The following is a 14,197-nucleotide window of genomic DNA, read 5'->3' as shown; positions in this document are numbered from 1 at the left end:
CCCGCGCTTACTGCGGACAACGTTGTCAACTTGCTGCGCAGGAACCAGTAGGTGGTCAAGTGACCGGTGATGTCAAGGGTGTTGGCTGCGGCATTCAGGGGGCTATATCGGTAATTCATCCGGCAGGGTGTGCGGAGCCCGGCGATATTTCCACCAGGTCTCAACTCGGAAAAGACCGGCGGCCGACCTTGCATTCGATCTTGCCCCCTTGGCGGGAAGTGGACTATACCTGTCGGCGTTTCCTGCACGAGCCAGCACAACCCGACCGCGGTGCCGGGGGGAGATCCGGTTCACCGCCTGAGTCCTGGAGAAGGCGAGGACTTGAGCATGGGTTCCACCGGACAGCATGGCAGCGAGGGCGTCGGCCGTCGTGATCTGATCAAGCGCACCGCGGTACTCGGCCTGGTGGCCGCCCCCGGAATGGGGCTGCTGTCGGCCTGCGCGAGCAGCGGCGGCGACGGGCAGGACAAGGCGAAGGCGGGCAAGAAGACCGCGAAGAACCCGCTGGCCGTCAACGACACCGCCAAGCTGGACTTCGTCCTCTTCGACGGCGGCTTCGGCAAGGAGTACGCCGAGGACGCGGTGAAGCTGTACGAGAAGGACTTCCCCAAGGCCCAGGTGAAGTTCTCCGCCACCCAGAAGATCCAGTCCACCCTCCAGCCCCGCTTCAACCAGGGCAACCCGCCGGACCTCATCGACAACTCCGGCGCCGAGCAGATGGACATGGGCGTCCTGGTCGGCAAGAAGCAGCTCGCCGACCTCACCCCGCTGCTGGACGCGCCGTCCTACGACGACCCGTCCAAGAAGGTCCGCGACACCCTGCGCCCGGGCATCGTGGAGATGGGCCAGTTCGACGGCGACCCGGTGTGGATTCTCAACTACGCCTACACCGTGTACGGCGTCTGGTACTCCCAGAAGGCCCTGGACGGGCTGGACGAGAAGTACCCCGAGACCTGGGACGACATGCTCAAGGTCTGCGCCAAGGCCAAGAAGAAGGGCATCGCGGGCTGGACCTACGCGGGCAAGTACCCGTACTACCTGCCCTTCTCGCTCTACCCGATGATCGCCAAGGTCGGCGGCCGCGACGTGCTGGACGCGATCGACAACCTGGAGCCCAACGCCTGGAAGCACCCGGCCGTCAAGGCGTGTTTCGAGGCGTACTACGAGCTGTTCAAGAAGGGCTACATCCTGCGCGGCACGCCCGGCCTGGACCACATCCAGTCGCAGACCGCCTGGGCGAAGGGCAAGGCGCTGTTCATCCCGAACGGCTCCTGGGTGGAGAACGAGTCGGCCAACGTCATTCCGGCCGACTTCGACCTGGCCGTCTCCGCGCCGACCGGGCTGGACAGCTCCGACAAGCTGCCCTTCGGCACCATCTGGGCCTCCGGCGGTGAGCCCTTCGTCGTCCCGGCCAAGGCGGCCAACCCCGAGGGCGGCATGGAGCAGTTGCGGATCATGCTCTCCGAGGCGTCCTCGCGGAACTTCACCTCCAAGGTGAAGTCGCTCTCCGCGCTCAACGGCGGCATCGACGGCATCGAGCTGACCCCCGGTCTGAAGGCGGGCGTCGCGGCGCTGGACAAGGCCGGGGACAACGTGGTGAACCCGCGCATCCCGGACTGGTACGTCCAGTTGGAGAAGGAGAAGATCGGCGTCGGCGGCCTCGGCGAGATGATGGCCGGCCGGCTCACCCCGGCCGAGACGGTCAAGAAGATCCAGGGCTTCGCCGACGAGGCCGCCAAGGACGACTCCATCAAGCACTACAAGCACAGGTAACACCCCCTCACGGGTTCGTCACCAGCGGCAGCACGTGTCCCAGGAACGGGGTCGTCCGGCAATGCAGCACGGCAAGTACGGATTCATCACGGGGTTCCTCGCGGCCCCGCTCGGGCTCTACGCACTCTTTGTGATCTGGCCGTTCATCCAGTCCATCTACTACTCGTTCACGGACTGGACCGGCCTGAGCCCCGAATTCAGCATGGTCGGTGTCGACAACTACACCCGGATGCTGCACGACGACATCTTCTGGAAGTCGTTGACGCACAGCCTGCTCTTCGCGCTGCTGCTGCCGCTGGTGACGCTCGGCATGGCCCTGTTCTTCGCTTTCATGATCAATGTGGGCGGCCGGCACCGAAAGGGCGGTCCGGTGGTCACCGGGGTGCGCGGTTCCGGCTTCTACAAGATCGTCTATTTCTTTCCGCAGGTGCTCTCGATCGCCATCGTGGCCCTGCTGTTCGCCTTCGCCTACAACCCGGACAGCGGCGCGATCAACTCGTTCCTGCGCGGCATCGGGCTGGATTCCCTCCAGCCGCTCTGGCTCGGCGATCCGAACCTCGCGCTGTGGTGCGTGATGGCGGTGCTGGTCTGGTCCACCACCGGCTTCTTCGTGGTGCTGTTCAGCGCCGGCATGGCCTCGATCCCGGCCGAGCTGTACGAGGCGGCGCTGCTGGACGGGGCCGGCCGGGCGACCACCTTCTTCCGGGTCACCCTGCCGCTGCTGTGGGACACGGTGCAGTCCGGCTGGGTCTACATGGGCATCCTCGCGCTCGGCGCCGAGTCGTTCGCGGTCGTGCAGATCATGACGACCGGTCCGGGCGGCCCCGACTACTCGACCACCGTGCTGGTCCTGTACGTGTACCAGAAGGCGTTCCGGGACGGTCAGGCCGCCTACGCCACCACCATCGGCGTCGCCCTGCTGGTCGTCACGCTCGCGTTCGCCGCGATCGTGATGCGGCTGGGCCGCCGCGAGCGGCTGGAGTACTGAGCCCCATGACAACCACCGACGCTCCCGTTCCGCCCCCCGCGCCCGTCGTGAAGACCGACGCGGTCCCGCCCCGGCCCGGCGCCCGCCGCCGCTCCGAGGGCTCCGTCCTGAACGTCTTCTCGCACGGCGTGCTGGTCATCTGGGCGGTCATGGTCGTCCTGCCGCTGGTGTGGGCGGTGATGACCTCGTTCAAGGACGACAGCTCCATCTTCGGCTCGCCCTGGGCGCTGCCGGACAAGCTGCACTTCGACAACTGGTCTCGCGCCTGGTCCCAGGCCCACATGAGCGACTACTTCCTCAACACCGTGCTGGTGGTGGGGGGTTCGCTGATCGGCACCCTGGTGCTCGGCTCGATGGCGGCCTATGTGCTGGCCCGCTTCGACTTCCCGGGCAACCGCTTCATCTACTACCTGTTCGTCGGCGGCATGAGCTTCCCGATCATGCTCGCGCTGGTCCCGTTGTTCTACGTCGTGAACAACATGGGGATGCTGAACACGATCCACGGACTGATCCTGGTCTACATCGCCTACTCACTGCCGTTCACGGTCTTCTTCCTGACCGCTTTCTTCCGTACTCTGCCCACTTCGGTGGCGGAAGCGGCCTTCGTGGACGGTGCCTCGCACACCCGGACCTTCTTCCAGATCATGCTGCCGATGGCCAGGCCCGGCCTGATCAGCGTGGGCATCTTCAACTTCCTCGGCCAGTGGAACCAGTACATGCTGCCGACGGTGCTGAACACCGACCCGGACAAGAAGGTGCTCACCCAGGGACTCGTCCAACTCGCCGTCAGCCAGGGCTACAAGGGCGACTGGTCCGGCCTCTTCGCGGGCCTGGTGATGGCGATGCTGCCGGTGCTTGCGGCGTACATCATCTTCCAGCGGCAGGTGGTCGCGGGACTGACGGCGGGCGCGCTGAAGTAACCCGTACCGCTTCGGACCGGCCCCGGTGTGCCCCACCGGGGCCGGCGCACGTCCGCACATCGGTGGTCACTTTGCGATAGTTACCGGTCACCCGGCGCGCACCCCGACGTCAGCCCGTGAAACCACGCCTGGTCACAGCCTCGTCACGCGTTGAAACCCACTCGTGGAAGGGACGGTGGATCACGGCGAGTGTCAGCGATTTCCGTCAAGGACTTGACTGCGGTTACCCCTTCAGCAGAGCTTGGAGTTCATAACTTGTAAGTGGCCCGGTTCCGCAGATGTGACCTGGGCCACGGGTGGCGATGGGGCCGCCCGCCGATGTCGGGAGTGGATGGGTCGATGGAGACTCCGGGGTCGCAGTCGTCGCTGCACCGAGCCAACCTGGAACGAGTCGTACGGGCGGTGCGGCTGGCCGGGTCGCTCACGCAGGCGGAGATCGCCCGTACGACCGGCCTGTCCGCCGCGACGGTCTCCAACATCGTGCGCGAGCTGAAGGACGGCGGGACCGTGGAGGTCACGCCCACCTCGGCGGGCGGCCGCCGGGCCCGCAGCGTCTCGCTCAGCGGGGACGCCGGGATAGTGGTCGGGGTCGACTTCGGCCACACCCACCTGCGCGTGGCCATCGGCAACCTGGCCCACCAGGTGCTCGCCGAGGAGTCCGAGCCGCTGGACGTGGACGCCTCCTCGACGCAGGGGTTCGACCGCGCCGAGGAGCTGATCGACCGGCTGATCGCCGCCACCGGCGTGGACCGGGGCAAGGTCGCCGGGGTCGGTCTCGGCGTACCGGGGCCCATCGACGTGGAGTCGGGCACCCTGGGCTCCACCTCGATCCTGCCCGGCTGGAGCGGCACCCGGCCCGCCGAGGAACTGCGCGAACGGCTCGGCGTGCCCGTGCACGTGGACAACGACGCCAACCTGGGCGCCCTCGGCGAGCTGGTCTGGGGCAGCGGCAAGGGCGTGCGCGACCTCGCCTACATCAAGGTGGCCAGCGGGGTCGGGGCCGGTCTGGTGATCAACGGCCAGATCTACCGGGGGCCCGGCGGGACGGCCGGGGAGATCGGGCACATCACCCTCGACGAGGGGGGCCCGGTGTGCCGCTGCGGCAACCGCGGCTGCCTGGAGACCTTCACCGCCGCGCGGTACGTCCTGCCGCTGCTCCAGCCGAGCCATGGCAGCGCCCTGACCATGGAGGGCGTGGTCCGGCTGGCGCGGGACGGGGACCCCGGCTGCCGTCGTGTCATCGCCGACGTGGGCCGGCACATCGGCAGCGGCGTGGCCAACCTGTGCAACCTGCTGAACCCCAGCCGGGTCGTCCTGGGCGGCGATCTGGCCGAGGCCGGGGAACTGGTGCTGGCCCCCATCCGGGAGTCCGTGGGACGCTATGCGATCCCCAGTGCGGGACGTCAACTGTCCGTGCTCCCAGGGGCACTTGGGGGACGGGCCGAGGTGCTCGGGGCGCTCGCCCTGGCGCTGAGCGAAATGGGTGATTCGACCCTGCTCGACGGCTCCGCCACGGCCTCGCTGCCCGTGGTCGCTCCTGCCTTCACTTAGATAACGGATGGCACCGTTGCCATCTCGTTAAGGATTTACTTCTTGACGCCGAACGCGTGGCCGAGTTGACTTCCAGCCACCTCGGCCGCAACGACGCGGCCTCGTCAGGGAGGTTTCTGAAGTGAACACGCGTATGCGTCGTGCGGCCTTCGCCGTTGCTGCTGGTGCCATGGCCGTCTCGCTGGCCGCCTGCGGCAGTGCCAAGGAGTCCACTGGCGGTGCTGACAAGTCCGCCGACAGCAAGAAGAAGGGCGACGCGATCACCGTCGGCCTGCTGCTGCCGGAGAACCAGACCGCGCGTTACGAGAAGTTCGACCGTCCGCTCATCGAGAAGAAGGTCTCGGAGCTGACGAACGGCAAGGGCAAGGTCGTCTACGCCAACGCCAAGCAGGACGCGACCCAGCAGAACCAGCAGGTCGACACCATGATCACCAACAAGGTGGACGTCCTGATCATCGACGCGGTGGACGCCGCTGCGATCAAGAACTCGGTGCAGAAGGCCAAGGACGCCGGTATCCCCGTCGTCGCCTACGACCGCCTGGCGCAGGGCCCGATCGACGCCTACACCTCGTTCGACAACGAGACCGTCGGCAAGACGCAGGGCGAGGCCCTCCTGAAGGCCCTGGGCTCCAAGGCCAAGTCCGGCAAGATCGTCATGATGAACGGCTCCTCCACGGACCCGAACGCCGCCCAGTTCAAGAAGGGCGCGCACGACGTCCTCGACGGCAAGGTGAACGTCGGCAAGGAGTACGACACCAAGGAGTGGAAGCCGGAGAACGCCAACTCCAACATGGAGGGCGCCATCTCGGCCCTGGGCAAGAAGAACATCATCGGCGTCTACTCCGCCAACGACGGCATGGCCGGCGGTATCATCACCGCCCTCAAGTCCGCGGGCATCGCCAACATCCCGGTCACCGGCCAGGACGCCGAGCTCGCCGGTGTGCAGCGCATCGTCTCCGGTGCCCAGTACATGAGCGTCTACAAGCCGTACGCCCCGGAGGCCGACGCCGCCGCGGAGATGGCCGTCAACCTGGCGCAGGGCAAGTCGCTGGACTCCGTCGCCAAGGACAAGGTCGACAGCCCCACCACCAAGGGTGTTCCGTCCATCCTGGTCGCCGTCACCTCGCTGACCAAGGACAACATCAAGGACACCGTCATCAAGGACGGCGTCTACACGGTGTCGGACATCTGCACCGCCCAGTACAAGGCCGCCTGCGACAAGGCCGGCCTGAAGTAACCGACGGACCCCTTCCCCCGCCGGCCGGATACCCGCCGGCGGGGCGGTAAGGGCCGCTCAGGCTCCTCCGGCGCCCCGCGCCTACACACAGCCCCGCAAGCTCGGCGCGGGGCGCCGGACGGAATTCCCCCAAACTTCTGCACAACCTCCCGCCGGGTCAGGCGGCGAAGGAGATGGTTCACGTGTCCGCTACGCCCGTGCTGGCGTTGCGCGGAGTCTCCAAGCGATTCGGTGCCGTCCAGGCGCTCACCGATGTCACGCTGGAGGTCCACGCCGGTGAGGTGGTCGCCCTGGTGGGCGACAACGGTGCCGGAAAGTCCACGCTGGTCAAGACGATCGCCGGCGTGCACCCCATCGATGAGGGTGTCATCGAATGGGACGGCAAATCCGTCCAGGTCAACAAGCCGCACGACGCCCAGAACCTGGGCATCGCGACGGTGTACCAGGACCTCGCGCTGTGCGACAACATCGATGTCGTCGGCAACCTCTACCTGGGCCGGGAGATCCGCCGCGCGGGCGTCCTGGACGAGGTCGAGATGGAGCGGCGCTCGCGTGAGCTGCTGGACCAGCTCTCGATCCGCATCCCCAGCGTCCGTATCCCGATCGCCTCGCTCTCCGGCGGTCAGCGCCAGGTCGTGGCCATCGCCCGCTCCATGCTCGGCGAGCCCAAGCTGGTGATCCTCGACGAGCCGACCGCCGCGCTCGGTGTCGAGCAGACCGCCCAGGTCCTCGACCTGGTCGAGCGGCTGCGGGAGCGCGGCCACGCCGTGATCCTGATCAGCCACAACATGGCCGACGTCAAGGCGGTCGCCGACAAGGTGGCCGTGCTGCGCCTGGGCCGCAACAACGGCGTCTTCGAGGTCAAGTCGACCTCGCAGGAAGAGATCATCTCCGCCATCACCGGCGCCTCGGACAATGCCGTCACCCGTCGTGCGGCGCGCACCAATGGGGAGATCAAGAAGTGAGCATCGAGAAGACCTCCACCCCCGCGGGTGACGCCGCCGCGGTGAACCCGGAGGCCGCCCCCGGCGCCGGTGTCGCCGTCGACCCCCGGCTGCTCGTGCGCGAGCAGGGACTCGCGGGCTACGTGGGCGAGTTCAAGCGCAAGATGAAGGCCGGCGACCTGGGCTCGATGCCCGTCGTGGTCGGACTCATCGTCATCTGGATCATCTTCCAGAGCCTGAACTCCAACTTCCTCACCGCGGGCAACCTCTCCGACATCTCCGTCGCCATGGTCGGCACGGGCATGATCGCCGTCGGTATCGTGTTCGTCCTGCTGCTCGGCGAGATCGACCTCTCGGTCGGCTCCCTCTCCGGTGTCGCGGGCGCGACCTTCGCGGTCCTGAACATCACCAACGGTATGAACGAGGTGCTGGCCTTCGTGCTGGCGATCCTCACGGGCACCGTCGCCGGTGCCATCCAGGGCTTCTTCTTCGCCAAGATCGGTGTGCCGGCCTTCGCCGTCACCCTGGCGGGACTGCTGTTCTGGAACGGCCTGATGCTCAAGATCCTGGGCGACAACGGCACGATCAACCTGAACAGTGACGGCCTGGTCGCCAACCTGACCAGCTACTACTTCTCCGACGTGGCCGCCGCCTACGGCCTGGCCGCCGTGGTGACGGTGCTGTTCTTCGTCAGCTCCTTCCTCGGCAACAAGCGCCGTGACGCGGCCGGGGTGCCGTCGAAGCCGCTGAGCGAGATCGTCCTGCGCACCGTGCTGCTGGGCCTGGTCTCCTTCGCCGTGGCGATCGTCTTCAACCAGTACAAGGGTCTGCCGCTGGCGGTCGTGATCTTCGTCGCGGTCCTCTTCGTCACCGACTTCGTGCTGCGCCGCACGGCCTACGGCCGCAAGGTGTTCGCGCTCGGCGGCAGCGTCGAGGCGTCCCGCCGTGCCGGTATCAACGTGGACCTGGTCCGCATCTCGGTGTTCGCCATCTCCGGTACCTTCGCGGCGCTGGGCGGTCTGTTCATCGCCTCCAAGATCGCCTCCGCCAACCAGGGCGCGGGCGGCGGTGACCTCCTGATGAACGCCATCGCGGCGGCCGTCATCGGCGGCACCTCCCTCTTCGGCGGCCGCGGCCGCACCTGGAACGCGCTCCTCGGTGTGCTGGTCATCGTCTCGATCCAGTACGGCCTGGCCCTCCAGGGCATCCCCTCCCCGGTGCAGTACATGATCACCGGTGGCGTCCTGCTGGCGACCGTCGTCATCGACGCGGTGACCCGCAAGACCCAGAAGTCGGCCGGCCGCGCGTAAGCTCGGCAGGCACTGGGAGGCCCGGCGCGACGATGCGCCGGGCCTCCTGCGTTTCCCCTGGCCACGCCCCCGTCCACCGGGGGTGGGGCCGTTCGCATGACTACGGGGGCACCGCCCGGCCATCGGCCGCCGGGGCGGAACATTAGACTCATCAAGCCCGGCAACAGCTCGATCAGCTCATACTGCAAGGAGGCACGGGTGCCGCTGCTGACCCGCATCACGGGACCGCGCGATCTGGACCGGCTCAGCCTGGAGGAGCTGAACCAGCTTGCTGAGGAGATCCGGACCTTCCTCGTGGAGGCCGTGTCCAAGACCGGCGGTCACCTCGGCCCCAACCTCGGTGTGGTGGAGCTGACCATCGCCCTGCACCGGGTCTTCCACTCGCCCGCCGACAAGGTGCTGTGGGACACCGGCCACCAGTCCTACGTCCACAAGCTCCTCACCGGGCGCCAGGACTTCTCCCGCCTGAAGATGAAGGGCGGCCTCTCCGGCTACCCGGCGCAGAGCGAGTCGGAGCACGACGTCATCGAGAACAGCCACGCCTCCACGGTGCTCGGCTGGGCCGACGGCATCGCCAAGGCCAACGAGCTGAAGAAGTCCGACGACCGCGTGGTCGCGGTCATCGGCGACGGCGCGCTGACCGGCGGCATGGCCTGGGAGGCGCTGAACAACATCGCCGAGGCCAAGGACCGCCCGCTCGTCATCGTCGTCAACGACAACGAGCGCTCCTACGCGCCCACCATCGGCGGCATGGCCAACCACCTGGCCACCCTGCGCACCAGCGACGGCTACGAGCGCTTCCTCGCCCGCACCAAGGACCTGCTGGACCGCACCCCGGTCGTCGGCCGCCCGCTCTACGACACCCTGCACGGCGCCAAGAAGGGCCTGAAGGACTTCATCGCCCCGCAGGGCATGTTCGAGGACCTCGGCCTGAAGTACGTCGGCCCGATCGACGGCCACGACATCGAGGCGCTGGAGTCCGCGCTGGTGCGCGCCAAGCGGTTCGGCGGCCCGGTCATCGTGCACTGCCTCACCGAGAAGGGCCGCGGCTATCAGCCCGCCCTCCAGGACGAGGCCGACCGGTTCCACGCGGTGGGCAAGATCCACCCCGACACCGGCCTGCCCATCGCCTCCTCCGGCGCCGACTGGACCTCCGTCTTCGGCGAGGAGATGGTGAAGCTCGGCGAGGAGCGCGAGGACATCGTCGCGATCACCGCGGCCATGCTCCAGCCGGTCGGCCTGGACAAGTTCGCCAAGCGCTTCCCCGAGCGGGTCTACGACGTCGGCATCGCCGAGCAGCACGGCGCCGTCTCCGCGGCCGGCCTCGCGCACGGCGGGGTGCACCCGGTCTTCGCGGTGTACGCCACCTTCCTCAACCGCGCCTTCGACCAGGTCCTGATGGACGTCGCCCTGCACAAGTGCGGGGTGACCTTCGTCCTGGACCGCGCCGGTGTCACCGGCACCGACGGCGCCTCCCACAACGGCATGTGGGACATGTCGATCCTCCAGGTCGTCCCCGGCCTCCGGCTCGCCGCCCCGCGCGACGCCGACCAGGTACGCGCCCAGCTCCGCGAGGCCGTCGCCGTCGAGGACGCGCCGACCGTGGTCCGCTTCTCCAAGGGCGCCGTCGGCCCCGCCGTACCGGCCGTGCGCCGGGTGGGCGGCATGGACGTGCTGCGCGAGCCGGGCACCGAGCGCCCGGACGTGCTGCTGGTGTCGGTCGGCGCGCTCGCCCCGATGTGCCTGGAGATCGCCACGCTGCTCGACAAGCAGGGCATCTCCACCACCGTGGTCGACCCCCGCTGGGTCAAGCCGGTGGACGAGGCGATGGCCCCGCTGGCCGAGCGGCACCGGGTGGTCGTCACCGTCGAGGACAACAGCCGTGTCGGCGGTGTCGGCTCCACGATCGCCCAGGCGCTGCGCGACGCGGGCGTGGACGTGCCGCTGCGCGACTTCGGCATCCCGCCCCGCTTCCTCGACCACGCCTCGCGCGCCGAGGTCATGGCCGAGATCGGGCTGACCGCCCCCGACATCGCCCGCCAGGTCACCGGTCTGGTCGCCAGGATCGACGGCCGCTTCGGCCAGGACACGGACGCCATGGACTCGGTGGAGTCCGCGCGCGACTAGTACCCGAACGCCACATCATCGGGCCGGTTCTGCTGCCTCCTCAGGTGGCGGAACCGGCCCGGTTGCGTGAACCTGCCATTGCCGGGGCACCCGCACCCCGTCCCCTCTCGATCATGTCGAGGACGACAAGCGTGGGAGGTAGGTACGTGAGTACGCTCTTCCGTACGAAGAACGTCGAGCAGTCCATCCGGGACACCGAGGAACCGGAGCACTCGCTCAAGAAGTCCCTCTCCGCCCTCGACCTGACCGTGTTCGGTGTCGGTGTCATCATCGGCACCGGCATCTTCGTGCTGACCGGCCAGGTGGCGAAGAACAGCGCGGGTCCGGCGGTGGCCATCGCCTTCGTCGTCGCCGGTGTGGTCTGCGGCCTGGCCGCGCTCTGCTACGCCGAGTTCGCCTCGACGGTCCCGGTGGCGGGGTCGGCGTACACCTTCTCGTACGCCTCGCTCGGTGAACTGCCCGCCTGGACCATCGGGTGGGACCTGGTGCTGGAGTTCGCGCTCGGCACGGCGGTGGTGGCGGTCGGCTGGTCCGGGTACATCCGCTCGCTGTTCGACAGTTGGGGCTGGCACCTGCCGGCGTATCTGTCCGGGCGGGACGGCGCGAGCGGGTTCGGCTTCGACATCCTGGCGGCGGCCCTGGTGCTGCTGCTCACCTGCGTGCTGGTGGTCGGCATGAAGCTGTCCGCGCGGATCACCTCGGCCGTCGTCGCCATCAAGGTGGTCGTCGTCCTCATCGTGATCGTGGCGGGCGCGTTCTTCGTGAGCGGCGACAACTACAAGCCGTTCATCCCGCCGGCCCAGCCGCAGGAGGCGGGCGGCGACCTGAAGGCACCGCTGATCCAGCTCATGTTCGGCTGGGCCCCGGCCAACTTCGGCGTCATGGGCATCTTCACCGCCGCCTCGGTGGTGTTCTTCGCGTTCATCGGCTTCGACATCGTCGCCACCGCCGCCGAGGAGACCCGCAACCCCCAGCGGGACATGCCGCGCGGCATCCTGGGCTCGCTGTTCATCTGCACGGTGCTGTACGTGGCGGTGTCCCTGGTCGTCACCGGCATGCAGAAGTACACCGAGCTGTCGGTGGAGGCGCCGCTCGCGGACGCCTTCAAGTCGCTCGGGCATCCCTGGTACGCGGGCATCATCAGCTTCGGCGCCGCCGTCGGCCTGACGACGGTGTGCATGATCCTGCTCCTCGGCCAGACGCGGGTGTTCTTCGCCATGAGCCGCGACGGACTGCTGCCCCGCTTCTTCTCCCGCGTCCACCCGCGCTTCCGCACCCCGCACCGGCCGACCATCCTGCTCGGCGTGGTCATCGCGATCATCGCGGGCTTCACGAGCCTGAGCGAACTGGCCGAACTGGTCAACATCGGCACCCTGTTCGCGTTCATCGTGGTGGCGATCAGCGTGATCATCCTGCGCAGGACCCGCCCCGACCTGCCCCGCGCCTTCCGCACCCCGCTGGTCCCGGTGCTGCCGATCGTCTCGGTGTGCGCCTCGCTGTGGCTGATGCTGAACCTGCCCGCCGAGACCTGGCTCCGGTTCGCCATCTGGATGGCGATCGGCTTCGTCGTCTACTTCCTCTACGGCCGCACGCACAGCCGCCTGGCCCTGGAGAAGCAGCCCGAGAAGAGCTGAGCCGGACGCCGGTCCGCGCCACGGGGGACCCTCAGCCGAGGGCCGTACGCGGACCGGCGACGTCGGCGCCCAGCGCGCCGACCCGGCGGCGCAGCTCCCGGTCGGCGGTCACCACGAGGCGGTCCCGGTCGGCGGACCCGGCGACCAGCTCCACGATCCAGTCGTCCCCGCTGCCCGGCGCGGACTCCACCCGTACCCCCGGCACCGACTCCACGCCGCGCGCCGCGCCCTCCACCACCAGCACGATCTCCGCCGGGTCGGTACGCCCCGGCAGCCCGTCACTGGCCAGCCGGTCCCGCAGCCGCTCGGCGGCCCCCTTGCGGTCCTTCCACCAGCCGTCCGGCCGCGAGCCCATCACATTCGCACAGTCCACGATCGCCAGCAGGGGATCGTCCTGACCCGGAACACCGTGTATGTCGTCCATGGGGCCAGGGTCCCACGGTGGCCCCGGACGCGCCGTCGGACGGGTGACCGCCTCTTTGGAAGGCCAGGTGAGGGGGCCATGGGGAACTGGTGAGCGAGCGGCCTATGATGTTGCGGGTTTTCATGGGGATGTCCGTATCGGCGATACGGCACGCTGCGGGAGGGTGCACAGGCCATGCGCAGAAGGCCGGCGGGTACCGCCGCTCGCGGCACCACGGGCGACTCGGAACGGACCGCGACCGGTGCGGCCCGGGGGCGCTGGCTCACCCTCGGCCGGGACGGGCGGCTCAGCCTCTACGCGCCCGCCCCCGACGGTCTCCTGCGCTGGACGGAGACGGCACCCGGCGGCCCCGGCTGGTCGGGGCCGCACCACGCGGCCGTCGCCGGGCTGACCCACCTGTCGGTCACGCAGGGCGCCAACGGCTATGTGCACTTCCTCGGCCGCCGGGAGCGGCCCGCCGCCGACGGCTCGCCGAACGTCGACATCGTCCACGCCATCCAGTACCAGACGGGCCTCGCCGTCACCGACTGGCGCTCGCTGGGCAACCCGCACCCGGACCGGACGGAGGGCGCACGGATCGGGCCGCCCTGCGGCGCGGTCGCCTCCGACGGCATCGTCCACGCCTTCGTACGCGGGGCGCGAGGCGGGCTGCTGCTGCGACGCGAGGACGCGAAGGGCAAGTGGCGCGCCTGGGAGGACCTCGGCGGCGCGGGCGTCGACGCGCTGCCCGCCGCCGTGGCCCTGAGCGGGGGCCGGATCGAGGTGTGCGCCGCGGCGGAGACGGGGACGCTCGTCTGGCTCCAGTCGCGCCCCGGCGGTGACTTCTCCGGGCCGCGCGGCTTCTCGCTCCGCCCGCTGCGGGGCACCGTGTCGGCGCTGGAGACGTCGCCGGACCGCGCCGTGTTCCTCTGGACGGACGCGGAGAGCAAGGAGGCGCACGCCTGGCGCCCCGGCGGCTCGCCCGTGGGACTCGGCGGCGCGGGGGCGGACCAGCCGTACGCGGCGGTCCGCACCTCGCTGGACGGGTGTGACTGGACGGTGCTGGCCACCCGCGATGCGACGGGATCGGCGGTGCTCGGCATGGGGGTGACCGAGCAGGAGGCGGACGGTTTCTGGTGGCACGGTCTGGCCGCCTCCTGTCAGGGAGCGCCCGCGTTGGCGCTGGACGGCCGGGGCCGGGTGACCGTGGCGCTGATCGGCACCGACGGGGTGCCGATGGTGGCCCGTCAGGAGGACGGCGCGGCCGGGCTCGTCCTCACCGACTGGCAACGGTTGTGAGTACCCGCGCT

At 69.0% G+C, this 14,197-nt stretch carries 11 protein-coding genes; 10 read left to right on the top strand and 1 reads right to left on the bottom strand.

All coding sequences use genetic code 11. The annotated features are described in order from the left end of the window. Positions 1 to 327 precede the first annotated feature (327 nt). From ngcE to E5083_RS15800, 9 genes are all read left to right on the top strand, one after another. Positions 328 to 1,773 carry an N-acetylglucosamine/diacetylchitobiose ABC transporter substrate-binding protein gene (gene ngcE / locus E5083_RS15840; RefSeq protein WP_135786333.1) on the top strand — a complete coding sequence of 482 codons (1,446 nt, stop codon included), beginning with the start codon at positions 328 to 330 and terminating at the stop codon, positions 1,771 to 1,773. Positions 1,774 to 1,834: 61 nt separating this feature from the next. Further along, positions 1,835 to 2,761 carry a carbohydrate ABC transporter permease gene (locus E5083_RS15835; RefSeq protein WP_135786332.1) on the top strand — a complete coding sequence of 309 codons (927 nt, stop codon included), beginning with the start codon at positions 1,835 to 1,837 and terminating at the stop codon, positions 2,759 to 2,761. 5 nt (positions 2,762 to 2,766) lie between these two features. Then, positions 2,767 to 3,681, top strand: a complete 915-nt coding sequence (locus E5083_RS15830) for a carbohydrate ABC transporter permease (protein WP_135786331.1) — start codon at positions 2,767 to 2,769, stop codon at positions 3,679 to 3,681. 339 nt (positions 3,682 to 4,020) lie between these two features. Beyond that, positions 4,021 to 5,232, top strand: a complete 1,212-nt coding sequence (locus E5083_RS15825) for an ROK family transcriptional regulator (protein WP_135786330.1) — start codon at positions 4,021 to 4,023, stop codon at positions 5,230 to 5,232. Between the two features lie 133 nt (positions 5,233 to 5,365). Beyond that, complete coding sequence (locus tag E5083_RS15820; protein ID WP_167513560.1) at positions 5,366 to 6,469, top strand: sugar ABC transporter substrate-binding protein; 1,104 nt, start codon at positions 5,366 to 5,368, stop codon at positions 6,467 to 6,469. A gap of 173 nt (positions 6,470 to 6,642) precedes the next feature. After that, positions 6,643 to 7,434, top strand: coding sequence for an ATP-binding cassette domain-containing protein (locus E5083_RS15815; RefSeq protein ID WP_031181620.1), 792 nt, complete (start codon positions 6,643 to 6,645; stop codon positions 7,432 to 7,434). Continuing rightward, on the top strand, positions 7,431 to 8,723 hold the full coding sequence (locus E5083_RS15810) for a sugar ABC transporter permease (protein WP_086693256.1): 1,293 nt from the start codon (positions 7,431 to 7,433) through the stop codon (positions 8,721 to 8,723). Before E5083_RS15815 ends, E5083_RS15810 begins: the two co-directional genes overlap by 4 nt. Before the next feature lie 198 nt (positions 8,724 to 8,921). Continuing rightward, positions 8,922 to 10,850: a 1-deoxy-D-xylulose-5-phosphate synthase gene (gene dxs, locus E5083_RS15805; protein ID WP_135786328.1), complete on the top strand. Its 1,929-nt coding sequence runs from the start codon at positions 8,922 to 8,924 to the stop codon at positions 10,848 to 10,850. Positions 10,851 to 10,963: 113 nt separating this feature from the next. Then, positions 10,964 to 12,484, top strand: a complete 1,521-nt coding sequence (locus E5083_RS15800; protein WP_135786327.1) for an amino acid permease — start codon at positions 10,964 to 10,966, stop codon at positions 12,482 to 12,484. A 31-nt stretch (positions 12,485 to 12,515) separates the two neighbouring features. Here E5083_RS15800 and E5083_RS15795 read toward each other — a convergent pair whose 3' ends face one another. Next, on the bottom strand, positions 12,516 to 12,908 hold the full coding sequence (locus E5083_RS15795) for a PIN domain-containing protein (RefSeq protein WP_135786326.1): 393 nt from the start codon (positions 12,906 to 12,908) through the stop codon (positions 12,516 to 12,518). A 174-nt stretch (positions 12,909 to 13,082) separates the two neighbouring features. Here E5083_RS15795 and E5083_RS15790 point away from each other — a divergent pair, with 174 nt between their 5' ends. After that, positions 13,083 to 14,186, top strand: a complete 1,104-nt coding sequence (locus tag E5083_RS15790; RefSeq protein ID WP_135786325.1) for a PLL family lectin — start codon at positions 13,083 to 13,085, stop codon at positions 14,184 to 14,186. Positions 14,187 to 14,197 lie beyond the last annotated feature (11 nt).

Origin of the sequence: Streptomyces bauhiniae, assembly GCF_004784475.1 — a bacterium.
Taxonomy (GTDB): domain Bacteria; phylum Actinomycetota; class Actinomycetes; order Streptomycetales; family Streptomycetaceae; genus Streptomyces; species Streptomyces seoulensis.
This window is presented reverse-complemented; position numbering and strand designations above follow the sequence as displayed.